Annotated in this window: 21 protein-coding genes; 10 read left to right on the plus strand and 11 right to left on the minus strand. The window is 45.1% G+C overall.

Annotated elements, in window-relative coordinates:
• Positions 1-154 precede the first annotated feature (154 nt).
• Positions 155-2,359, minus strand: coding sequence for a sodium-translocating pyrophosphatase (locus BQ7394_RS04115; protein ID WP_075556205.1), 2,205 nt, complete (start codon positions 2,357-2,359; stop codon positions 155-157).
• Between the two features lie 166 nt (positions 2,360-2,525).
• Here BQ7394_RS04115 and BQ7394_RS04120 point away from each other — a divergent pair, with 166 nt between their 5' ends.
• From BQ7394_RS04120 to BQ7394_RS04130, 3 genes are all read left to right on the plus strand, one after another.
• A complete protein-coding gene (locus tag BQ7394_RS04120; RefSeq protein WP_075556206.1) occupies positions 2,526-3,368 on the plus strand; it encodes a patatin-like phospholipase family protein in 843 nt (280 codons plus the stop codon).
• Positions 3,369-3,426: 58 nt separating this feature from the next.
• Entirely contained in the window at positions 3,427-5,124 is a 1,698-nt protein-coding gene (locus tag BQ7394_RS04125; RefSeq protein ID WP_075556207.1) for an alpha-amylase family glycosyl hydrolase, read from the plus strand.
• Between the two features lie 151 nt (positions 5,125-5,275).
• Complete coding sequence (locus BQ7394_RS04130) at positions 5,276-6,217, plus strand: ribose-phosphate pyrophosphokinase (RefSeq protein ID WP_075556208.1); 942 nt, start codon at positions 5,276-5,278, stop codon at positions 6,215-6,217.
• 69 nt (positions 6,218-6,286) lie between these two features.
• Here the strand turns inward: BQ7394_RS04130 and BQ7394_RS04135 are convergent, their stop codons facing one another.
• From BQ7394_RS04135 to mnmA, 8 genes are all read right to left on the minus strand, one after another.
• Entirely contained in the window at positions 6,287-6,571 is a 285-nt protein-coding gene (locus tag BQ7394_RS04135; protein ID WP_075556209.1) for a winged helix-turn-helix domain-containing protein, read from the minus strand.
• Positions 6,556-7,185, minus strand: coding sequence for a hypothetical protein (locus BQ7394_RS04140; RefSeq protein WP_075556210.1), 630 nt, complete (start codon positions 7,183-7,185; stop codon positions 6,556-6,558). The genes BQ7394_RS04135 and BQ7394_RS04140 overlap by 16 nt, the downstream gene beginning before the upstream one ends.
• 80 nt (positions 7,186-7,265) lie before the next feature.
• A complete protein-coding gene (locus tag BQ7394_RS04145; protein WP_075556211.1) occupies positions 7,266-9,638 on the minus strand; it encodes an outer membrane beta-barrel family protein in 2,373 nt (790 codons plus the stop codon).
• Between the two features lie 4 nt (positions 9,639-9,642).
• Positions 9,643-10,017: a DUF2141 domain-containing protein gene (locus BQ7394_RS04150; protein WP_075556212.1), complete on the minus strand. Its 375-nt coding sequence runs from the start codon at positions 10,015-10,017 to the stop codon at positions 9,643-9,645.
• Positions 10,014-10,238 carry a 2TM domain-containing protein gene (locus tag BQ7394_RS04155; protein WP_075556213.1) on the minus strand — a complete coding sequence of 75 codons (225 nt, stop codon included), beginning with the start codon at positions 10,236-10,238 and terminating at the stop codon, positions 10,014-10,016. Before BQ7394_RS04155 ends, BQ7394_RS04150 begins: the two co-directional genes overlap by 4 nt.
• A gap of 432 nt (positions 10,239-10,670) precedes the next feature.
• Positions 10,671-10,874: a type II toxin-antitoxin system YafQ family toxin gene (locus BQ7394_RS04160; protein ID WP_075556858.1), complete on the minus strand. Its 204-nt coding sequence runs from the start codon at positions 10,872-10,874 to the stop codon at positions 10,671-10,673.
• A 75-nt stretch (positions 10,875-10,949) separates the two neighbouring features.
• Entirely contained in the window at positions 10,950-11,159 is a 210-nt protein-coding gene (locus BQ7394_RS04165; RefSeq protein ID WP_075556214.1) for a hypothetical protein, read from the minus strand.
• Positions 11,160-11,212: 53 nt separating this feature from the next.
• On the minus strand, positions 11,213-12,289 hold the full coding sequence (gene mnmA, locus BQ7394_RS04170; protein WP_075556215.1) for a tRNA 2-thiouridine(34) synthase MnmA: 1,077 nt from the start codon (positions 12,287-12,289) through the stop codon (positions 11,213-11,215).
• A 136-nt stretch (positions 12,290-12,425) separates the two neighbouring features.
• On the opposite strand from mnmA, the gene BQ7394_RS04175 reads away from it, so the two are divergent.
• The 5 genes from BQ7394_RS04175 (at position 12,426) to BQ7394_RS04195 (ending at position 17,804) form a co-directional block, all read left to right on the plus strand.
• Positions 12,426-14,483: a dipeptidyl-peptidase 3 family protein gene (locus BQ7394_RS04175; RefSeq protein WP_075556216.1), complete on the plus strand. Its 2,058-nt coding sequence runs from the start codon at positions 12,426-12,428 to the stop codon at positions 14,481-14,483.
• Positions 14,484-14,486: 3 nt separating this feature from the next.
• Positions 14,487-15,170 carry a DNA alkylation repair protein gene (locus BQ7394_RS04180; protein WP_075556217.1) on the plus strand — a complete coding sequence of 228 codons (684 nt, stop codon included), beginning with the start codon at positions 14,487-14,489 and terminating at the stop codon, positions 15,168-15,170.
• A 57-nt stretch (positions 15,171-15,227) separates the two neighbouring features.
• Entirely contained in the window at positions 15,228-15,692 is a 465-nt protein-coding gene (locus BQ7394_RS04185; protein WP_075556218.1) for a Fur family transcriptional regulator, read from the plus strand.
• A gap of 29 nt (positions 15,693-15,721) precedes the next feature.
• Complete coding sequence (locus tag BQ7394_RS04190) at positions 15,722-16,993, plus strand: adenylosuccinate synthase (RefSeq protein WP_075556219.1); 1,272 nt, start codon at positions 15,722-15,724, stop codon at positions 16,991-16,993.
• Positions 16,994-17,117: 124 nt separating this feature from the next.
• Entirely contained in the window at positions 17,118-17,804 is a 687-nt protein-coding gene (locus BQ7394_RS04195) for a zinc metallopeptidase (RefSeq protein ID WP_075556220.1), read from the plus strand.
• 230 nt (positions 17,805-18,034) lie between these two features.
• On the opposite strand, the gene BQ7394_RS04200 is transcribed toward BQ7394_RS04195, so the two are convergent.
• Both BQ7394_RS04200 and BQ7394_RS04210 read right to left on the minus strand, forming a co-directional pair.
• Entirely contained in the window at positions 18,035-18,241 is a 207-nt protein-coding gene (locus BQ7394_RS04200; RefSeq protein ID WP_082211650.1) for a DUF6722 family protein, read from the minus strand.
• A gap of 443 nt (positions 18,242-18,684) precedes the next feature.
• A complete protein-coding gene (locus BQ7394_RS04210) occupies positions 18,685-19,425 on the minus strand; it encodes a hypothetical protein (protein WP_075556221.1) in 741 nt (246 codons plus the stop codon).
• Between the two features lie 244 nt (positions 19,426-19,669).
• On the opposite strand from BQ7394_RS04210, the gene hisS reads away from it, so the two are divergent.
• Positions 19,670-21,025, plus strand: coding sequence for a histidine--tRNA ligase (gene hisS / locus BQ7394_RS04215; protein ID WP_075556222.1), 1,356 nt, complete (start codon positions 19,670-19,672; stop codon positions 21,023-21,025).
• Between the two features lie 76 nt (positions 21,026-21,101).
• The gene (locus tag BQ7394_RS04220) at positions 21,102-22,532 is read left to right on the plus strand and encodes a glycoside hydrolase family 30 protein (RefSeq protein WP_075556861.1); all 1,431 of its coding nucleotides are present in this window, start codon (positions 21,102-21,104) and stop codon (positions 22,530-22,532) included.
• Positions 22,533-22,631 lie beyond the last annotated feature (99 nt).

A 22,631-nucleotide genomic window follows, 5' to 3' on the forward strand; every position in this document is an offset into this window, starting at 1 on the left:
CGGGGCTTCGTTGTTAGCAAGATATGAGTCTTTTTTATGAGGAGGAGCCTGCGACACAAGGCATTGCCTTGTAAAGAGAGATAGCTCAATGTTGTCAGAAATGAGACATTTCTGAAGTTGACAGTTGACAACTCGAAAAAGGTTTCACCTTTTTCTAAAACAGACTCCATGCCACCGTCAGCCCTGCCATCACAATAGCCACCATGCTCATCAGTTTGATAAGTATATTGAGGCTCGGTCCGGAGGTATCTTTGAACGGGTCACCTACCGTGTCGCCTACAACGGTTGCCTTGTGGGCTTCGCTGCCTTTGCCGCCGTGGTTGCCTTCTTCTACATGCTTCTTGGCGTTGTCCCAGGCTCCACCGGCATTAGCCATGAAGATGGCCAGTACAAATCCTGTACTCAGACCGCCTATCAACAGGCCGATCACTCCGGTCACACCGAATATCAGTCCGGTTAATATCGGGGCGATGATAGCCAGCAGCGAGGGTACGACCATTTCATGCTGTGCCCCTTTGGTGGAAATCTCTACGCAACGGGCATAATCGGGTTCCGCTTTTCCGGTCAGGATACCCGGTATTTCACGGAACTGGCGGCGCACTTCTTCCACCATGTGTCCGGCAGCACGGCCAACGGCATTCATTGTCAATCCGCAGAACATGAAAGCCATCATCGATCCGAGGAACATGCCCGACAGCACTTTCGGATTCATCAATGTGACATCATAATAAACCATGAAGTCGGAAAAAGAGGCTTTTGAAATCTCCATCGTCCGTCCGTCGGCAAACGAAAGGACGGTTTCTCCCAGGCGAAGCAAACCGATTTTAATCTCTTCTATATACGAAGCCAGCAATGCCAGTCCTGTCAGGGCAGCCGAACCGATGGCGAAACCTTTACCTGTGGCTGCCGTGGTATTCCCCAGCGAGTCGAGGGCATCGGTGCGTTTACGTACTTCTTTTCCCAGGCCGGACATTTCGGCATTTCCCCCGGCATTGTCGGCTATCGGCCCGTAAGCATCCGTAGCCAATGTTATACCCAAGGTGGAAAGCATTCCGACAGCGGCGATACCGATACCGTAAAGTCCCATTCCGACATTATTAAAATCGAATCCGGAAGCAAAGAGGAATGAGCAGATAATACCGACTACGACTGCCAGTACCGGAATGGCGGTAGACATCATTCCCAGTCCGAGCCCCGAGATAATAACGGTGGCCGGCCCTGTCAGTCCTGCTTCGGATACCCGCCTGGTTGGCTTATACGATTGCGAAGTATAATATTCCGTAGCCTGTCCGATCACGATACCGACCAGCAAACCGATAATCACCGAGCAACTGATCCAGAACCAGTTGTCGAGCCCCAGCAGATACAGGATGCCGAAGGTGGAAATGGCGATAAGTACCGAACTCAGGTTGGTGCCGACAGCCAGTGCTTTCAGCAATTGCCGGATCGTGGCATTCTCGTTCGTGCGTACGGCAAATATTCCGATGATGGAAAGAACGATACCTACGGCGGCGATCAGCATCGGAGCGATAACTGCCTTGTATTGCATTTCTACATTACCGGAAGAAACGAAAGCGGCAGCACCCAGGGCAGCCGTGGCCAGGATAGAACCGCAGTACGACTCATAGAGGTCGGCACCCATACCGGCAACGTCGCCTACATTATCGCCCACGTTGTCGGCGATGGTAGCCGGGTTTCGCGGATCGTCTTCCGGAATGCCGGCTTCAACCTTACCTACCAGGTCGGCACCCACGTCGGCAGCTTTCGTATAGATACCACCTCCCACACGGGCAAATAGGGCCTGGGTGGAGGCTCCCATACCGAAGGTTAGCATGGTGGTAGTGATTATGGTCAGTTTATGTGTAGGATTCAATGCTTCGTCGGGGATAAGGGCATTCAATAGGAAATACCAGAAAGAGATATCGAGCAGTCCGAGTCCGACCACTACCAGTCCCATCACGGCCCCGCTACGGAAGGCAACCTGCAACCCCTTGTTTAAGGAACTACGGGCGGCGTTGGCGGTACGGGCGGAAGCATACGTGGCTGTTTTCATCCCCAGAAATCCGGCCAGCCCCGAGAAGAAACCGCCGGTCAGGAAGGCAATGGGAACCCATTCGTTCTGCACGCCGAAGCCATAGGCCATAATGGAAAATAAGATGACCAATACAAGGAAAACCGAAGCTACTACCTTGTATTGTTGTTTCAGGTACGACATCGCACCTTCACGCACGTACGAGGCGATTTTTGCCATCGTTTCCGTTCCTTCACTCTCTTTCATCATTTGCCGGAAGAAGAACCAGGCAAATACCAGCGCCAGGATCGACGCAACGGGAATAATCCAAAAAATACTTGTTATCATAGCAGTTCGATTTAAAAGTTTCTTTCGGAAGAAGGCTTTCAAAGCCTTGTTTCGGTCACCGTAAATGTAGCAAAAATAAAGACGTAGAGAAACTTTTTTGGAAATAATACTGTTTCATTCTAAAAAAAACAGCATATTTGTTACCGTTAAAAAGATGAGACATACAATGACGCAAGATTCAAACCATACAACGACCTATAAGTTGGGCCTGGCCCTGAGTGGAGGAGGCGCAAAGGGATTTGCACACATCGGTGTGTTTAAATTATTGGAAGAGTGTGGATTGATGCCTGATGTAATCGTGGGAACGAGTGTCGGTGCGTTGATGGGTGCTTTGTTTGCCGACGGTTATTCGGCTGACGAGATAAAAGAACTTTTTAGCGGCCGTGAATTCTCCGAGTTTGCACAACTCCAACTTCCTAAGTCGGGATTGTTTGACAGCAAACGTTTCCGGCATTTCTTACGACGCCATTTGAGAGCAAAAACGTTTGAAGAACTGAAGACCCCTCTGATTGTGATGGCTACCGATCTCGATAATGGTGAAAGCCATGAGTTTCGTAGCGGGCCGATTGTGGAAGCTGTTACTGCTTCGTGTAGTATACCTATTATTTTTAGCCCGGTGGTTATCAATGGGGTACATTATGTAGATGGCGGTCTGTTCCATAACTTCCCGGTTTCCATTATCCGCGATTCGTGCGAAAGGGTGATCGGGGTGAACGTGAGCCCGCTTGTTTCACAGAAATACAAACAGACGATCTTCCATATTGCCGAGCGTTCGTATCATTATATGTTCCGCGCCAATACGATAGAAGACCGTGAAATGTGCGACGTATTGATCGAGGCGGAAGAATTCGGCATGTATAAAACCTTCGATCTGGAGAATGTGGATCAGATTTCCAAAATCGGTTATTCTGCCGCTGTCCGGGCATTCGAACTGGTGATACAAGAAAATAAATATGAAACTCTGGTAAAAGCAATTACATCCCATAAGACGAATATCCTTATGCCGTAATTGAGTCCGGCCTGTGCCGGAGTTCCTTTTACCGATAACTTAAAAGTTGATAAAAGCGATGAAACAAAAGGACAAAATGATCATATATCAGGTCTTTCCCCGCTGGTTTGGAAATTCAACCTTTCCATTGGTGAAAAACGGTAGTATTGCGGAAAACGGAGTAGGTAAATTTTCTGCTTTTACTCCTACGGCGTTGGCAAAGATCAAGGAACTGGGTACTACGCATGTTTGGTATACCGGTGTGATCGAACATGCTACCCAAACGGATTATACTGCTTACCAGATACGTAAGGATCATTCGGCTGTTGTAAAAGGAAAGGCCGGCTCTCCTTATGCTATAAAAGATTACTACGATATCGATCCTGACCTGGCCGACCGGGTGCCCAATCGTATGAAAGAATTTGAGGCATTGGTGAAACGGACACACGATGCGGGGATGAAAGTAATCATCGACTTTGTTCCGAACCATGTGGCACGCGAATATCATTCGGATGCACGTCTTTCGTTTGTGGAAGACCTGGGACAGCATGACAATACAACGAAAGCTTTCGACATTAACAATAACTTCTATTATATTCCCGGACAGCCTTTGCAGCTGCATTTTGGCGCCAACCAGGAAGATTTTGAATACAGCGAGTTTCCGGCTAAAGTAACGGGTAACAACCATTTCGATGCAGCACCCGACCGGAACGATTGGTATGAAACCGTGAAGTTGAATTATGGGGTGGATTATGTGAATGGCGGCATCTGCCATTTCAACCCGATACCGAACACCTGGACGAAGATGCTCGATATCCTGCTGTTCTGGGCAGGAAAAGGCATCGACGGTTTCCGTTGCGATATGGCGGAAATGGTCCCGGTAGAGTTTTGGAACTGGGTGATCCCGAAGGTGAAAGAGAAACACGATGTATGCTTTATCGCTGAAGTGTATAACCCGAACGAATACCGCAATTATATTTTCAACGGCCATTTCGATTATCTGTATGATAAGGTAGGCCTGTACGACACCATACGTGCCGTGATGTGTAACCAGGCTCCGGCAACTAATATTTCCGGCTGCTGGCAAGCCCTGGAAGGTATACAGCCACACATGCTGAATTTCCTCGAAAACCATGACGAGCAGCGCGTGGCGTCTTACTTTTTTGCCGGTGATCCGCGCCCGGGTATTCCGGGTATGATCCTGTCGGCCACCATGAACACCAATCCGGTGATGATTTATAGCGGTCAGGAACTGGGTGAGCCGGGCATGGACGAAGAAGGGTTCAGCGGGCGTGACGGCCGTACCACGATATTCGATTATTGGAGTGTGGAAAGCTTGCGTAACTGGATCAACGATGGCGCTTTCGATGGCGGCAAACTGACTTCCGAGCAACGTCTTCTTCGTACGAAGTATGCAAAAATACTGAACATCGCTAAAACAGAACAGGTTATTACCCTGGGGGCGTTCTACGACCTGATGTATGCCAACTCGCGTAATCCGTATTTTAACGCGAACCGCCAGTATGTGTTTATGCGTAAATACCTGAACGAAGTGTTGCTGGTTGTTGTCAATTTCGATAAGAGCGAGCAGACCGTACGGGTGAAAATTCCATCGGAAGCGTTTCATTCGCTGGGATTTGACGATAATAGGGCTGCTGTCCTGACCGATTTACTGACAGGAGAGACGAGTATCAGCACACTGACGGCGGCTTGTCCGTTCCAGCTGACTCTTCCTGCCTATTCCGGTAAGCTACTGAAGTTTACGTATAAGAAATAATTGGTTTACATACGAAATACTGATAAGAGGGGCGGGGGTGACTCGCCCTTCTTGTTGAAAGTTTTCTGAAGATAAGGAGATTATTGCAAATAAGTTTTGTACTTTTGCACCACAATTCAAATCTATTTACTTAAGATAAATATTCGGAATAATGAGTGCACAAACTCCTTTCTTGGTGTTTTCGGGAACCAACTCCCGGTATCTTGCAGAGAAAATTTGCAATAGTCTTGGTTGTCCTCTGGGACAGATGAACATTCAACACTTTGCTGACGGTGAATTTTCAGTTTCTTACGAAGAGTCTATCCGCGGCCGCGATGTGTTCCTGGTTCAATCAACATTTCCTAATTCGGACAATCTGATGGAGCTTCTCCTGATGATTGATGCTGCTAAACGTGCTTCTGCACACTCTGTAATTGCTGTCGTTCCTTATTTTGGTTGGGCCCGTCAGGACAGAAAGGATAAACCCCGTGTGTCTATCGGTGCGAAACTGATCGCTGATATGTTGAGTACAGCCGGTATCGACCGTTTGATTACTATGGACTTGCATGCTGACCAGATCCAGGGATTCTTTAATGTTCCGGTGGATCATTTGTATGCTTCTTCCATCTTCCTTGATTATATTAAAAACGAACTGCCTCTCGATAACTTGTGTATCGCGACTCCGGATGTGGGTGGTACGAAACGTGCCAGCAGCTATTCCAAGTATCTGGGATTACCGATGGTTATCTGTCATAAGTCACGTTTACGTGCCAATGAGGTGGCAGAAATGCGTATCATTGGTGATGTAGAAGGTCTGGATGTCCTTTTGGTAGACGATATGGTGGATACAGCCGGTACAATCACGAAGGCTGCCAACCTGATGTTGGAGAACGGTGCGAAGTCGGTTCGCGCTATTGCCAGCCACGCTGTTATGTCTGATCCGGCTTCAACACGTGTTGACCAGTCGGCGCTGACTGAAATGATCTTTACAGACTCTATTCCTTACGCTAAGAAATGCGAAAAGGTGAAGGTATTGTCTGTCGCTGATATGTTTGCCGAAGCAATCCGTCGTGTTTGCAGTGGCGAGTCTATCAGTTCTTTGTATGCTATTTGATTTTATATAAAATAATAAACAGGCACGGATTACACATTTATTTGTGGTTCCGTGCCTGTTTTTTTATGCTTATTCCCCGATATATCCTTTCAGGGCATTGACATAGTTTTCGAATGCCTGCCTGCCGGGAGGTGCTATGCGGCAGGTGGTACGGGGTTTCTTTCCAACAAAACTTTTTTCAACTTCTATATAGCCGGCTTCGCTCAGTTTATCTATCTGCACACTCAGGTTGCCGGCCGTTGCCTGTGTCTTTTCTTTCAGGTAGACAAAATCTGCCTCCTCGACAGAAAGAAGTATAGACATCACGGCGAGCCGTAATTGAGAGTGGAGTAGCGGATCTAGTTCTTTAAACATTGCTTTTGAGCTTTATTGTTGACGATATGTCCGGGTATGATCATCATAAACACGAACGATAAACCGAAGTAAAGATACCATAAAGTGGTCGCTTTTTCGCCAATTATCAGCATGGTTAGCATATAGATTGCGATAATAAAAGCGATCAGAGGTGTATAAGTCATCCAGCGCTCCTGTATGATAATTCCGGTAATGGAAACGCCGATTCCGCAATAAATCAAAGAGAGCGGCAGCATCAGGATAAAGTCGATATACCGGGCGAAACTAAATTCGATGATACCGATCGTCAGAAAAGTAACGATGAACATCCAGCCCATTACCTGCCATACCTGAGAAATGACTTTGTCGGTGTAAGTTACAACTTTCGGAGGCCTTTGTCTTTGTCTGTAAGACATTATCGGCCATATAACGAACATCAGCATCCATCCCCAACTCCATATAAAGTTGTGTGTAAGACTAATCAGTACAAATAAAACGATCGATAGGACGGTTGTGAAATAGCCATATATTAGCATGATATTCCCTTGTCCAATCTCCATGTTCTTTTTACTGGAGTTTATCATTTGAGTGATGAGCGCTAGGCTCTCTTTCTCGTTTAGTGTTCTTTCTTCCATGATTTTATTTATTTTTTATTTTGTTCTTAATATGTTGTTCAAAGATAATGTCATTGTTTTTAACGGTCAATCATTCCGGTTTATTTTTCGTTTAACCGGTTTCTTTCCGAGTCGGAACTCCGTTCCACCGTCTTCTTTTTGATCTTCTTGCCGTTGTTGAAGTTCCAGGTCAGGGAAACTTTGAATGTACGTCCCAGGTTGCCGCTTTCGTAATGGCTCCGTGTCGTATATGCATCGATATGACTCACGAAATTATTGTAGCGGTTGAAGATGTTATTGACCGATGCCGTTAACAGGAAACGGTTACCGGCGAATTTTTTTCGTGCAGACAGGCTGAATATATGGCGGGAGGCGATTTCACTGTTCCCGGAATATAGGCGGCTTGTTCCGTTGTACTGAGCTTCCAGCGTGATGTCTTCCGGTAATTGGAAAGATGTGTTCACGTTGGCAAAGGCCAGATAATGATGTGCGAAAGCGGCTTCTTCCGTCATGCGGATATCTTGCTTTACACCTACGAAATTAGCCGTCAGATCGAGCCACGGGGTCGGTTGCAGCGGTATGTTGGCTGCGACGAACCAATGGTTTTCGATGTCGTGGTTTTCATAGGTGATGTAGGATATGTCCGGATCGGTTGCATCTTGTTTACAGAATTCGCGGATCAAGTCGTGGTGCAGGCTACCGCCGATAGTCAGTGTATAACGGTAATTGTAGACTATGGTGGCGCTGAAACGGTTGATATACGTTGGTTTCAGATACGGATTGCCGATGTTATAGCTGTAATCGGAAGTCTGAAGGCGGTTCGGATTGAGCGTATAGAATGCCGGGCGTTCGATATTGCGGGCATATTGTCCGACAAGCATCCATGTTTTCAGGTTGTTGAAAGCGTATGTGATATTCAGGTTCGGGAAAAGATCGAAATAATCCCGGTCGATGTGGTCGCTTTTATTGGAAGTCCGGGTATATTCTCCCCTTACTCCTGCGATGAACGACCAACGGTTGACATCGGCAGAAAAGGAAACGTATGCTCCGAAGATGTTCTCTTTATATTTGAGTGCGTATCCGTATCCCGGGTTTACGTTCCATTGTTGGTTTTCCGACAAGCCTTCGTAGCATGCGTTATCGTCCATGAATGTATAGGTGTACTTCAGGCCGGTGTTCAGTGATATTCCCTTTTTAAGATGCTTCCTGAGCGCGATGTCCGATGTGACGATCTGGTAGGTTGCATCCGAATTGCTCCTGTATGTACTGTCTTTATTCCATTCTTTCTGCATGGTGTAGTAGTTGTTCTTTCCGGTTGACTTTTTATTGGCGTAATCCGTGATCAGTTTAAGGACGGAACCTTTATTGTCGAGCTTATGCAGGTAGTTTACCGTGGCGGATAATGTATTATAGTCGTCTTTCTGATAATAATCTCCTGTACTGTTCAATAGAAAACCTTGTTTCGTTAATTCCGTTTCGCTGTAAGAACTACTTTTGGAAACTTGTCCGATATATTCTATTTCTGCACCTATACTGTTAAGTGTGTCGATTTCAAAAATGGAGCTGATACGTCCGGTTCCGTAGTTCGAACGGGTATCGAATTCGGAAAGACTCGAAAAACGGTCGCTGTCGTTCGTGTATTCTCTGGAGGAAGTCATTTCGCTATTGTTCTTAGGTGTGAAAGAACCTGATGCTGCTGCATTTACCGTCCATTTCCCCATACGGGCGTTTAATGTCGCGGAAGGCAGATAACGGTTTAGGGAAGATGATAAAACCGTCCCCATCATTATATTTCCCTGCACGCCGTTGTACTGTCGTTGCCGGAGTGTGATCGAAATGATCCCGCCACGGGAACTGGCTTCATATTCTGCCCCGGCAATGGGAATGACTTCTATCCGTTTGATCTCTTCTGATTTCATGGAACGTAAGTAGGAGAGAAGTTCTTCGCCGGTGAGTTTAATCTCTCGGTTGTCGACAAATACTTTTGTACCCTGCGCACCATTTATGGATATGTTTTCGTCCGTCAGCCATACGCCGGGAGCCTGTGAGAGTAACTCGGTTCCGTCTTTGCCGCTGGAAGGGGAAACGGATAATATGAAGCGATCGGCTTTTCGTTCAATGTTTTTAGCTTGTACCACGACCTCTTTCAATGCATAGGAGGATTGTTTCAGTGAAATGGTATCGGGGTGGGAGAGCGGTAACCGAATGGTTTTCCGCACCGGATCGTATCCGAGACATTGGGTGACGACGGTATAAGTTCCGTTTTCTACTTCCAGTTTGAAGTCACCTTTATCATTGGTCGTAACTCCGGCTTTCTGTATATCATCTTTCAGCAGAACAATGGTGGCATATTCAATCCTTTTTCCCGGTTCATCCGTTATATGTCCGGAGTAAACCGTCATTCCTGCCGGCTTTTGGGCTATGCCCGAAAAGCTGGCAGCGAAGATGAACAGGAGGAACGAGGTACTTTTCATGGTATTATTCGCTTGAAGGATAATATAATTTAAGCTTGACTGTCTCTTCTTCTTTTTGAGTTTTGCAATTTTTCATGACATATCCTTCGGCCGGTTTATGGTCGTCTGTGAAATCCATTTTATGATTGCCGTTCTCATCGTGGAAGACTGAGAGGTCGAACTGTTCCCATTCTACGTTTTCGAGTGTGACGGTGGCTTCTCCTTTTTCAGGTTTGGCCATACCGTATACAGGTTTGCTTTCTTTTCCTGACTGGGCCATGACGAGGATCATGCCGTTATCTCCCCGGATATTACTGATTTTTACTGTAATGGTCCGCGACCAGGCCATGCTACCGGTAAAAAACATTGCCATGATAATTAGTAATATTGTCCGTTTCATTTTTCTTCCTCCTCTTCTTTAATCATATAATGACTAGCGATCTCTAATCCCAGATTGATGCCCCAACCGGCTATTACCCACAAAACCCACCAGTAATATGGACTTGTGACATAATTAACTACTGCCAAAAAGCTGCATATAACGATATAGCGGAGGATATTCATCTTCAGCTGTGCTGGAAATGAATTGTTTTTCTTGTTTGAGTTTACTGTTGCTTCCATTGTCGTTGTCTCTTTAATTGTTGTCTGTAAATTGGTTTATATTATAAACCACATATAGATTAAAAAAGTGCAAGGAGTTGCGCATTTCTCACTTACACACCGCAAATATAAAATAGTTTATAATATAAACCAAATAAAACAGGAAAAAAATAGACTGATCTGGTATAAATTTATTTTTCTATCCTATCTGAAGTAGATTACATGGCGTACTAAATGAAATTACTATGGCGGGTAATCAGTGGTTGATAACCATCAACCGAACGGCTGATAATTATCAACCATGCGGTTGACGGTTATCGATCGTATGGCTGACAATTATCGGCCATTAAAAACTACTTGGAATAAATGAGATGAGTTTAGGTCAAACTTCTTGTTTGTAAGCGCTTTAGGTAATAAAAGAGTACATAAAATGTGAATGTACTCTTTTATTATTTAAAATAGATCGGCATGAGAACCGGTATCTGTGAATAAAAGTATTAATTCCGTATCGTTTTGGTCCCAGACCAACAACCAGTCCGATTGGATATGGTATTCCCACAGGCCTTCATATTTACCACTTAATTTGTGTGGGCGGTATTCTACAGGGAGGTTTCCGGTTGTTTCAAGAAGTTTGGATACTTTTTCGAATATGGAAATGTTGTATCCTCTTTTTTTTACAGAGCTTCAAATCTTTTTTGAATTTACCTGTATAGTTGAGTGTGTATTTCTTGTTCATCCGAAAATTTGTTTCATCATATCCTCTGTACTTTCAGCATGATAGATTCTTCCGGCTTTCACGTCTTCCAATGCTTCATCCAGTCCACATTTCTTTTCTTTGCGAACAGTGATGCTTCCTCCCATGCTTTTTATCAGTTTACGTATAGCAGATACGTATTTTTCGGGAATGGAGATTTCGAATGTTTTTAAAGTTGTTGGTTCCATAGTTGTTTATATTATAGTCTGATACAAAGATAAGTATAATTATTGACAAAGGTTTATTTTTCTTCGTCGATTATCATACCGCTACCCAGGCAGAGATGATGGTCTTTGTCGTAGACAACACCGTACTGGCCGGGGGCGATTCCCTGTATTTTGTTCTCGGACTCGATGCGATATAAATCTCCGATACGGCGGATACGTCCCAGGGTAAAGTCCGGTGTATGGCGGATTTTGAAGGTGATTTCCTTCTCGTCGGTAAACTCTCCCCACGGGTCTTCGGTGATGAAGTCGAAACCATGCAGGTTGATCGTTTTGCCGTATTGTGTTTCCGGGTCGTAGCCGTTGGAGACGTAGATGATATTACGTTTGATATCTTTCTTGATAACGAACCAGGGGCCGCCGCTCAATCCGAGACCTTTGCGCTGTCCGATCGTGTGAAACCAGTAGCCGTTGTGTTTGCCTAAGACTTTACCCGTTTCCAATTCGACGATCTTGCCGACACGTTTTCCCAGGTAACGTTCGATAAAGTCATTATAGTTGATCTTGCCGAGGAAACAGATACCCTGGCTGTCCTTACGCATGGCGCTGGGCAACTTCTGTTCGGCGGCGATGGCGCGTACTTCGGATTTCATGAGGTGACCGATCGGAAACATCAGCTTCTGGATTTGCAGACGGGTGATTTGTCCGAGGAAGTCGGTCTGGTCCTTTACCGGGTCTTTAGCGGTAGAAAGCCATACTTTGCCGTCTATCTCGGTCGTTGTGGCGTAATGGCCGGTTGCGATCTTGTCGAAGTCTTTTCCCCATTTCTCTTCGAAGCAGCCGAACTTGATAAATTTGTTGCACATCATGTCCGGGTTGGGAGTGAGGCCGCGCTTCACCGAGTCGATCGTGTAGCTGACCACCTTGTCCCAATATTCGTCATGCAGGGATACCACTTCCATGCGGCAACCGTATTTGCGTGCTATATAAGATGTTATTTCTATGTCTTCTTCGGCAGGGCAGTCGATATATCCGTCTTTATCTTCCATACCGATACGGATATAGAAGATGGTAGGATCGTATCCTGCCTCCTTCAACTGATGGACAACTACAGAGCTGTCCACACCTCCTGATACTAATGCTGCTATTTCCATTCTTTCTAAATATATCGGCTACAAAGGTACAAAATATTAGGGTGATATTCCTATGGCTTCGATTTATTCGTTACCTTTGCGGGAGAGCCCTTCGTTGTAATACTTCAGAAAAAACAAAAGAGTTATTATAAATAATATGAGAAATACAATAGTATCGCTTATGACAGCAATGGCATTGACTGCTTGTGCTGGTCCGAAAGAAAATAAAGGACAGGCACCGCAGGAGGATTTTAATTATGTGGTAGACCAGTTCGCCGACCTGCAGATTCTTCGTTATCAGGTTCCCGGATTCGAGTCTCTTTCACTGAAACAAAAACAGTTATTATATCATTTGTCGCAGGCTGCGCTGATGGGGCGTGATATATTCTTTGATCAGAATTGTCGCTATAACCTGCCGATCCGTCGCACACTGGAGACGATTTACACAACGTATAAAGGAAACCGGGAAGATGCGCAGTTCAAGGCGCTGGAGACTTACCTGAAACGGGTGTGGTTTTCAAGCGGCATCCATCATCATTATGCAGAGGATAAGTTTGTTCCCGGATTTACACCTGAGTTTTTCAAGAGTTGTCTGGAACAGGTAGACGTGGCTAATCTTCCTTTACGTGAAGGGCAGACACTGGAGCAGTTTGTCGCTGAGATATCTCCGGTGATCTTTGATCCGTCCGTATTGGCGAAGCGTACCGTGCAGAGCGGTGATCAGGATCTGATTCTGGCATCCGCCAATAATTACTATGGCGGAGGTGTTACCGAGAAAGAGGTGGAAGACTTTTATACTGCCATGAAAGCGGGAAAAGATACTATCACCCCGATTTCTTACGGTCTGAACAGCCGTTTGGTGAAAGAGAACGGAAAGATCGTTGAGAAGGTGTGGAAAGTCGGCGGCCTTTATTCGGCAGCCATCGAACAGATAGTCGGCGAGTTGCAGAAAGCTGTGCCTTTTGCCGAGAACGATGCACAGAAAGCAATCATCGAAAAACTGATCGAATACTATCAGACAGGCGATCTGAAGACGTTTGATGCTTATTCCATCCTTTGGGTAGAAGATACGACATCCGATGTGGACTTTGTAAACGGCTTTATCGAAACTTACGGCGATCCGCTGGGAATGAAGGCCAGCTGGGAATCAACCGTGAACTTTATCAACAAGGAAGCGACAAAGCGTACAAAGATTATCAGCGACAACGCACAATGGTTTGAAGACCATTCCCCAGTAGACAAACGTTTCAAAAAAGAAAAGGTGAAGGGTGTAAGCGCCAAGGTGATTACCATCGCTATGCTGGGAGGCGATTGCTATCCGGCAACTCCGATCGGCATCAATCTGCCGAATGCAGACTGGATACGCCGCGACCACGGTTCGAAATCAGTTACTATCGAGAATATAACGGAAGCCTACGATAAGGCTTCGCAAGGCAATGGTTTTAGCGAAGAGTTCGTTTGGAGTGACGTTGAACGTGAGGCGTTGAAGAAATACGGATTTATCACGGATAATTTACATACGGATTTGCACGAATGTCTGGGACATGGTTCCGGTAAACTGTTGCCGGATACGGAATCCGGAGCCTTGAAAGCGTACGATTCTACGCTTGAAGAAGCTCGTGCCGACTTGTTCGGATTGTATTATCTGGGTGATCCGAAATTAGTGGAATTAGGTTTGGTGCCGGATGCAGAAGCATATAAGGCAGAGTATTATAAGTATATTATGAATGGCCTGATGACACAACTTGTCCGTATCGAAGCCGGTAAGAATGTGGAAGAAGCCCACATGCGTAACCGTCAGTTGATTGCTCAATGGGCCTACGAGAACGGTAAAGCCGATAACGTGATCGAATATAAGAAACGTGACGGCAAAACATACGTAATTGTAAACGATTACGAAAAACTCCGTAATCTCTTCGGTACGTTACTGGCTGAAGTACAGCGAATCAAGAGCGAAGGCGATTTTGCATCCGGAAAGAAACTGGTGGAAGATTATGGCGTAAAAGTAGACCAGACATTACACGACGAAGTGCTTGCCCGTTATGCTAAACTGAACCTGGCTCCTTACAAAGGTTTTGTGAACCCGGTTATGAAAGAGGTGAAGAACGATAACGGAGAAGTGACCGATATCGTCCTCGATTATACCGAAGGTTACACGGACCAGATGCTTCGTTACAGTAACGATTATTCATTCCTCCCATCTTACAACGACTAAGCTATGTTGCAGGAACAATTAAGAGAAATAAAAATCCAGCTCCGCATGGCAATGAATGGCGTTACATCCACCAGCATGCGCGAGAAGGGGATAAACTATAAACTGAACTTCGGTGTTCCTCTGCCCGAAATAAAGCAGATTGCTGCTATGCACGAACCCGGTTCGGAGCTGGCAGCGGCTCTGTGGAAAGAAGATATCCGTGAGTTCAAGATACTGGCATCCATGTTACAGCCTGCGGATGATTTTCCTTTCGATCAGGCAAAGCAATGGGTGAAAGAAATACCCTATCTGGAAATCGCAGAGCAATGCAGCCGTAATCTGTTTTGCAAGTTGACTTATGTCGATAACCTTCTTTTGGGATTAATCTTCAATGTGGAAGACGAGTATGCCCGTACGGTGGCTTATCTGATTTGGGCGGAACTGTTCAAGGAGGGGAAAACGGTGGTTGCACCTGTAAGAGCTGCATTTATTGTGGAATGTATGCGGACGATCGCCTGGTCCGACTTCGGCGCTACCTGGAAAGAGAAGCAGGCAGCTGTGAAAGCAATGAAATTTTACGGTCGCCAGTCTGCCGATCATGCCAAGCAAATGTTAAGTGGTTTCGATGAGTTTCCGGAGTTCATGGATACGCCGGAAGGACAGGAAATATATAATGATTTAAAATTTGAATTTGAATATTATAGCTAAGGCTTTGCGTTTAAAATAAATGCGCTAACTTTGTCGGTCGCGTAGAGTCGCAACGAAATGGATGAAAAGAAGTACATAGAGATGAAGCAGTCGTTTACGGAGTATCTGACTGAGAAAAAACTACGAAAGACGGAGGAAAGATATGCTATATTTGAATGCATATGTCGTTTCTCGGGTCATTTCGACATGTACTCACTCCAGGAAAAACTGGAAGAGACGAACTTCCATGTGAGCAAGGCAACGCTTTACAATACGCTGGACGTGCTGGAAGACGGTGGCCTGATCGTGCGGCATCAACTCAACGCCCAATCGGTTCAATACGAACTCCGGGCTTTGGCGGAAACGCATCTTCATCTGATCTGTATGAAGTGCGGGGCGATCCGGGAAATGAAAGACAGTATGCTGAAAAAGGATGTCAACAATCTGAAGATATCCCGTTTCACACCTGAGTTTCATGCGTTGTATATTTATGGGATATGCAGTAAATGCAAGTTCAAGCTTCAGCAGAAGAATGGTAAATAAGAATATTAATAGTCTATTATAAAGATAACATGAAAGTAGATGTTTTATTAGGATTGCAATGGGGTGACGAGGGCAAAGGTAAAGTTGTCGACGTGCTGACTCCGAATTACGATGTAATCACTCGTTTTCAGGGAGGTCCCAATGCAGGACACACATTGGAGTTTAACGGAGAAAAATATATCCTTCGTTCTATTCCGTCAGGTATTTTCCAGGGTGGAAAAGTGAATGTAATCGGTAATGGCGTCGTTCTCGACCCGTTATTGTTTAAGCAGGAAGCCGAAGCGCTTGCTGCCAGTGGTCACGACCTGACCAAACAACTTTGTATTTCCAAGAAGGCACACCTGATCCTGCCTACCCACCGTATGCTGGATGCTGCTTATGAAGCGGCTAAAGGTTCAGGTAAGATCGGTACGACCGGTAAAGGTATCGGCCCGACATATACAGACAAGATCAGCCGTAACGGTCTCCGCGTAGGTGACTTGCTGCATAACTTCGATGAAAAATATGCTGCTGCCAAAGCACGTCACGAAGCAATCCTGAAATCACTGAACTATTCTTATGATATCAAGGAACTGGAAGCTCAATGGTTTGAAGCATTGGAATATCTGAAACAATTCAACCTGATCGACAGCGAGCATGTGGTAAACAACTACCTGAAAGACGGTAAGTCTGTTTTGGCGGAAGGCGCACAGGGAACTATGCTGGATATCGACTTCGGTTCTTATCCGTTCGTTACTTCTTCGAATACGATCTGTGCCGGTTGTTGTACGGGTCTGGGCGTATCTCCGCGCAATATCGGTGAAGTATACGGTATCTTCAAGGCGTATTGTACACGTGTCGGTAGCGGTCCGTTCCCGACAGAGTTGTTCGATGAAACAGGCGATCTGCTTTGTACGTTAGGGCATGAGTTCGGTTCTGTAACAGGACGTAAACGTCGTTGCGGCTGGATCGACCTGGTAGCTTTGAAATATGCCGTTATGATCAACGGCGTAAGCCAGCTTATCATGATGAAGAGCGACGTACTCGATAGCTTCGAAACGATCAAGGCTTGTGTGGCTTACAAGATCAACGGCGAAGAAGTAACGGAATTTCCGTTCGAGATCGACGATACGATCGAACCGGTATACGTTGAACTGCCGGGTTGGAAGACTGACATGACAAAGATGCAGAGCGAAGATGAATTCCCTGAAGAATTCAACGCTTACCTTTCCTTCCTGGAAGAAGAGTTGGGTGTTCCCGTTAAAATCGTGTCAGTAGGACCTGACCGTGAACAGACAATTATCCGGTATACGGAAGAATAAACCTCATATACTATTACAAAATGGCAGAAGACCACCTCTCAGCAGGCCCATCTTCTGCCATTTTTGTTTTTGGCAGACTTTTTGTAAGACATTTCTTGTATAACACTTAATTAATTAGAGCATTATGAGCATGTATTGGATTATATTTATTGGTTTTGCCTTGTTAAGCTGGCTGGTATCTTCCCGACTGAAAAACAAGTTTGAGAAGTATTCTAAGATCCCTATGCCTAACGGTATGACCGGAAAGGACGTGGCTGAGAAGATGTTGCATGATAACGGCATTTACGACGTGAAGGTGATTTCTACTCCCGGACATTTGACAGACCATTACAATCCTGCAAATCAAACGGTGAATCTTAGTGAATCGGTATATTACAGTAATAGTATTGCTGCGGCTGCCGTTGCAGCCCATGAATGCGGTCATGCGGTACAGCATGCCACTTCGTATGCTCCGCTGAAGATGCGGTCGGCATTGGTGCCGGTGGTCAGCTTCGCTTCGAATATCATGACGTGGGTGTTGCTGGGCGGTATGTTGCTGATCCATCAGTTCCCGCAGTTGCTGCTGTTCGGTATCATTCTGTTCGCATCGACGACATTGTTCAGCTTTATCACGTTGCCGGTTGAGATCAATGCCAGCCAGCGTGCATTGGTTTGGTTGAGTAGTGCCGGCATAACGAATGTCAGTACGCATGGAATGGCGGAAGATGCTTTGCGTTCTGCTGCTTATACCTATGTGGTGGCTGCTTTGGGATCGCTGGCTACCTTATTATATTATGTAATGATCTTCCTGGGCGGAAGAAGCCGCGACTAAACGAAAATGACTGCGGCAGCGGATAAAACTGGCTGCTGCAGTGAATAGGGACTGGCTGCTGCACCCACTAAAAATAGCTGCCCGAGCCATTCTGAATGGCTCGGGCAGCTATTTTTATTTCTTCTTTTTCTTCGCTTTACGGGTATCTTTCTCCATAAAATAAACCCAGATCAGTACTCCTATAAGTAATGTCATAGGGATTGAAAAAGCCATGAGAATATTTGCCATAACTACTCCTCCTTTAATTTAATTAGTAATAAACCTATTCCCAGGAAACATGAAGTAGATATAATTCCAATAGAATAAATAAGAATCGTATTGTCTCCAAAATCCTTTAGTAAGGCAGTAATAATAACACCTGTTATAGTGTACTTGGCTAAATCGATAGCAAAACTACCGATCTCGCCATACAACGCTTTTTTCTGTTTCTTTTTCATAGTTATGTGTTTTGTAGTTTATGTTACAAACGTAATAAAAAGAAACCGGTAAAACAATCAACTTAACCGGAAAACTACGAAATTGAAACAAAATACCTATCAGTAGCTTCATAAGATTTAAAGGGCTGGTTGGTGTCGTCCTCTATTATATCCCTTGGGATGACGTTGGCACTTACCAGCAGTTAAAGTAGAAATACTGCTAGATTGTATGCCGCAATATTTACAAATGTATTTTTGTTTCTCAGTACTTTCGTATAGTTTATGCCGTCCTTTATTATATCCGTCAGGGTGGCGTTGACAGTAACCGGAAGTTAATGCAGATACTGTGGACGATTTGTGACCACAGTATTTGCAATAGTAATTTCTTTTATTCGTAGACGCACTGCATAGTAATATCATTAATAAAAGAACCGAATGTTTAAATATTTTCATAGGCCTTTGTTCTATAGTTTGATATTATACTCTGTTGTAAAAGAGGTAATATACTCTGCGATTTTATAGATGAGTTCGTCCGATGCCATGGAAAGTTGGTTAGTATGGATAAGTAATTTCGGATTTTCTGGATTATTTCCTCTATGAATATTTAACCAAAATCTACCAACAGGTTGTGTCGGTTGTTTCCATGTTACTTGAAATAATTTTTCCAAATCAATTCCATACGTCTTGGGATAATGCCCACAGGCAACAAGGACTATTGGGAAATGTTGGAAGAAAGGATGGGCGAACATTACTTTTCTCTCATCAATAGATGCTTGAGTTTTACTTTTATCAGTCAAGTGACTGTATTTTGCGATGTTTGCGCTAAAGTCGGTCGTAAAGCAATTTTCGTGGAATTTGATGGTTTTATTATCTGGTGTTTTCAGAATGTGGTTCAATAGTTTTTGATATTGATACCATGTACGACTTGTACCTTTATCACCTCCAACTTTATATAGTTGTCCTTTGTAAGGATAAAGAGGGTTATAGGGTGGGTAGTTTTTAATATCTTCCAAACTTTTACATTGGTTGATGTTTTCTTTCCAGTTTTCTATATTACTATCAAGTTCCCAAGATTGTTGTTGCTTGTTATCTGGAGCAATGGCAGCTTCTTTTCCGGTTATTAAAATATTAGCATTAGGGTTACCACATCCGATGAAAGAGGTAGCCTGAACTGTCATATCCTGAAATTCATTTGTGTAAATCATAATATTGCATTTTTAATGTGATTGAGCAAATGTATTAATTGGTTTTTACTTATGGAAATCCAAGGTCTATTTTTTTGTTGAATTTTTACGGAGTGGCGAAGAGTCAAAACTTTTGTGATAGATGTGGTACTATGTTTGTTCGGAATCTACGAAATTGAAACAAAATACCTACCTTTGCATTCCGAATAATAATTTAATAGCTAGAAGTCGGTTAGCTCCGACGATAAACAAGAGCGGACAATATATGCAGAAGCCATCTATACCAAAAGGTACAAGAGATTTTTCGCCTGAAGAAATGGCGAAACGTAATTATATATTCAACACTATTCGCGACGTATATCATCTGTACGGATTTCAGCAAATCGAAACACCGGCCATGGAGAACCTGTCTACTTTGATGGGCAAATATGGTGAAGAAGGTGATAAGCTGCTTTTTAAGATATTAAACTCAGGCGATTGCTTCTCCGGCATTACCGATGAGGAGCTATTGGAACGTAATGCTGTAAAGTTTGGCGTGAAAGCCTGTGAGAAAGGTCTGCGTTATGACCTGACCGTGCCTTTTGCCCGTTACGTGGTTCAGCACCGTAATGATATAACATTCCCTTTCAAACGTTATCAGATACAGCCTGTATGGCGTGCCGACCGTCCGCAGAAAGGACGTTACCGCGAATTCTACCAGTGTGATGGTGACGTGGTCGGTTCCGACTCGCTGATCAATGAAGTGGAACTGATCCAGATCATGGATGAGGTATTCCACCGCTTCGATATCCGCGTTTGTATCAAGATGAACAACCGTAAGATTTTATCCGGTATCGCCGAGATCATTGGTGAAGCAGATAAGATTGTCGACATAACTGTCGCTATCGACAAGTTGGATAAGATCGGCCTGGACAATGTAAACGAGGAACTTCGCTCGAAAGGGCTTACCGAAGAAGCCATTGCTCGCTTGCAGCCGATCATTATGCTGGCAGGAACTAACCGCGAAAAGCTGGCCGTGTTGAAAGAACAACTGGCTGCCTCCGAGATCGCCATGAAAGGTGTGGAAGAAATGACCTTCATCCTCGATCGTATCGATCAGCTGCCTATGAACTCCGAACTGGAGCTTGACCTGACTTTGGCACGCGGACTAAACTACTACACCGGCGCCATTTTCGAAGTAAAAGCACTCGACGTTCAGATCGGAAGTATCACCGGAGGCGGACGGTATGACAACTTGACCGGCGTATTTGGCATGGACGGTGTGTCAGGTGTCGGTATCTCTTTCGGTGCAGACCGTATCTTCGACGTGCTGAACCAGCTGGATCTCTATCCTGCCGACTCGTTGAAGACAACACAACTCTTGTTTGTCAACTTCGGCGAGAAAGAAGAAAGTTATCTGCTGCCTATTATCGCCAAGGTACGTGCCGCCGGTATCCGTACCGAACTCTTTCCGGAAGCGGCCAAGATGAAGAAACAGATGGGCTATGCCGATACGAAGAAAATCCCGTTTGTCGCCATCGTCGGTGAAACGGAAATGAACGAAGGCAAGATCAACCTGAAGAATATGATCACAGGCGAACAGGTCCCTGTCACTGTGGAAGAGCTGATCGCACAGTTCTGATTTGCTTAAGGAAACTAACGAATACAACGACTTCTCTTTGAACGGGAGAAGTCGTTGTCCTTTATATTTGCCGCTTATGAAAATATACAGTTTAATTCTCGCAATCGCTTTATGCCTCTCTTCCTGCTCGTTCCAACCGAGAGCCTCGTGGGTGACGACTACTGAAAACAAACCGTGGCAGGAACAGGACGACCTGATCTCTGTATCCCCGGATACCATTCCGGAGATCGATGCGATTATCCATACCCATAAAAAGCAACAGAAGATAGACGGTTTCGGAGCCTGCTTCAATGAGTTGGGATGGATCTCTTTGAGTAAACTCGATCCGATCGTAAGGGAAGAAATCATGGAAGAACTCTTTTTCCCCGAGATAGGAGCGAACTTCACCATCTGCCGTATGCCGATCGGTGCCAACGACTTCTCCCGCGATTGGTATTCTTATAATGAGATAGACGGCGACTTTGATATGGCGTATTTCACCATCGCCAACGATCAGCAAACACTGATTCCTTTTATCAAGAATGCACAGAAATACAATTCGGACTTGAGTATCTGGGCTTCCCCCTGGTGCCCGCCTTCCTGGATGAAATACAATAAACATTATGCATCAGCCTATACGGGAGAGAATTTCAACGAGAAATACCGTAACGGACTGGCAGCCGATAAAGTCGGCTACGAAGGTTCGGATATGTTTATCCAGGACTCCCTCTATCTTCAGGCTTACGCCTTGTATTTCTCAAAATTCATCGAAGCCTACCGCGAACAAGGTATCGACATCTTTGCCGTCATGCCACAAAACGAATTCAACTCGGCCCAGATATTCCCCAGCTGTTGCTGGACGGCAACCTCTCTGGCTAACTTTATCGGTAACTATCTCGGTCCGGCCATGAAGGAGCAAGATGTAAATGTCATGTTCGGAACGATGGAGCGTGCCAATGAAGCCCTGGTCGACACTGTCCTGACAGATCCGGCAAGTGCTGAATATATCAAAGGCGTCGGTTTTCAATGGGCGGGGAAAGGTGCGATCAAAGGTATACACGAACGTTATCCCGATATGAAACTCTACCAGACCGAGCAGGAATGCGGTGACGGGAAGAACGACTGGAGCGGTGCCGTTTACTCATGGAACCTGATGCGTCATTACCTGGATAACGGTGCTTCGGCCTATATGTATTGGAATATTTCCCTTGAAAAAGGCGGTATCAGCCGTTGGGGATGGGCGCAGAACTCGCTGGTGGTGGTGGATGCCGATACGAAGACTTTCCGCTTCACTCCCGAATATTATATAATGAAACATCTGAGCCATTATGTGCAACCCGGTGCCCGTAAACTGGAAACATCCGGTCTGTATGCCAATTTGATGGCTTTTATCAATCCCGATAAAAGTATCGTTGTTGCTCTGGCGAACGAAGGGAACGACGATCGGCAGGTGGCTCTCGAAATAGACGGCCTCGTATATCAACCTGTATTACCGGCACATTCCATTGCTACTCTCCTGATAGACTAATCGGTAGCATACCATATATTAAGGTAAGGGATGGCAGGTTTTAACTTTTTCATCCCTTCTTTTTTTGCTTTTGGGCTTGCTGGAAATTAATTTTGGGCA

Origin of the sequence: Parabacteroides timonensis, from assembly GCF_900128505.1 — a bacterium.
In the GTDB taxonomy this organism is placed as follows: domain Bacteria; phylum Bacteroidota; class Bacteroidia; order Bacteroidales; family Tannerellaceae; genus Parabacteroides; species Parabacteroides timonensis.

What these genes read in the sequence shown, in the direction of transcription:
- BQ7394_RS04115 (WP_075556205.1), bottom strand. Translation starts at nt 2,359, where the DNA reads ATGATAACAAGTATTTTTTGGATTATTCCCGTTGCGTCGATCCTGGCG.
- BQ7394_RS04120 (WP_075556206.1), top strand. Translation starts at nt 2,526, where the DNA reads ATGACGCAAGATTCAAACCATACAACGACCTATAAGTTGGGCCTGGCC.
- BQ7394_RS04125 (WP_075556207.1), top strand. Translation starts at nt 3,427, where the DNA reads ATGAAACAAAAGGACAAAATGATCATATATCAGGTCTTTCCCCGCTGG.
- BQ7394_RS04130 (WP_075556208.1), top strand. Translation starts at nt 5,276, where the DNA reads ATGAGTGCACAAACTCCTTTCTTGGTGTTTTCGGGAACCAACTCCCGG.
- BQ7394_RS04135 (WP_075556209.1), bottom strand. Translation starts at nt 6,571, where the DNA reads ATGTTTAAAGAACTAGATCCGCTACTCCACTCTCAATTACGGCTCGCC.
- BQ7394_RS04140 (WP_075556210.1), bottom strand. Translation starts at nt 7,185, where the DNA reads ATGGAAGAAAGAACACTAAACGAGAAAGAGAGCCTAGCGCTCATCACT.
- BQ7394_RS04145 (WP_075556211.1), bottom strand. Translation starts at nt 9,638, where the DNA reads ATGAAAAGTACCTCGTTCCTCCTGTTCATCTTCGCTGCCAGCTTTTCG.
- BQ7394_RS04150 (WP_075556212.1), bottom strand. Translation starts at nt 10,017, where the DNA reads ATGAAACGGACAATATTACTAATTATCATGGCAATGTTTTTTACCGGT.
- BQ7394_RS04155 (WP_075556213.1), bottom strand. Translation starts at nt 10,238, where the DNA reads ATGGAAGCAACAGTAAACTCAAACAAGAAAAACAATTCATTTCCAGCA.
- BQ7394_RS04165 (WP_075556214.1), bottom strand. Translation starts at nt 11,159, where the DNA reads ATGGAACCAACAACTTTAAAAACATTCGAAATCTCCATTCCCGAAAAA.
- mnmA (WP_075556215.1), bottom strand. Translation starts at nt 12,289, where the DNA reads ATGGAAATAGCAGCATTAGTATCAGGAGGTGTGGACAGCTCTGTAGTT.
- BQ7394_RS04175 (WP_075556216.1), top strand. Translation starts at nt 12,426, where the DNA reads ATGAGAAATACAATAGTATCGCTTATGACAGCAATGGCATTGACTGCT.
- BQ7394_RS04180 (WP_075556217.1), top strand. Translation starts at nt 14,487, where the DNA reads ATGTTGCAGGAACAATTAAGAGAAATAAAAATCCAGCTCCGCATGGCA.
- BQ7394_RS04185 (WP_075556218.1), top strand. Translation starts at nt 15,228, where the DNA reads ATGGATGAAAAGAAGTACATAGAGATGAAGCAGTCGTTTACGGAGTAT.
- BQ7394_RS04190 (WP_075556219.1), top strand. Translation starts at nt 15,722, where the DNA reads ATGAAAGTAGATGTTTTATTAGGATTGCAATGGGGTGACGAGGGCAAA.
- BQ7394_RS04195 (WP_075556220.1), top strand. Translation starts at nt 17,118, where the DNA reads ATGAGCATGTATTGGATTATATTTATTGGTTTTGCCTTGTTAAGCTGG.
- BQ7394_RS04200 (WP_082211650.1), bottom strand. Translation starts at nt 18,241, where the DNA reads ATGAAAAAGAAACAGAAAAAAGCGTTGTATGGCGAGATCGGTAGTTTT.
- BQ7394_RS04210 (WP_075556221.1), bottom strand. Translation starts at nt 19,425, where the DNA reads ATGATTTACACAAATGAATTTCAGGATATGACAGTTCAGGCTACCTCT.
- hisS (WP_075556222.1), top strand. Translation starts at nt 19,670, where the DNA reads ATGCAGAAGCCATCTATACCAAAAGGTACAAGAGATTTTTCGCCTGAA.
- BQ7394_RS04220 (WP_075556861.1), top strand. Translation starts at nt 21,102, where the DNA reads ATGAAAATATACAGTTTAATTCTCGCAATCGCTTTATGCCTCTCTTCC.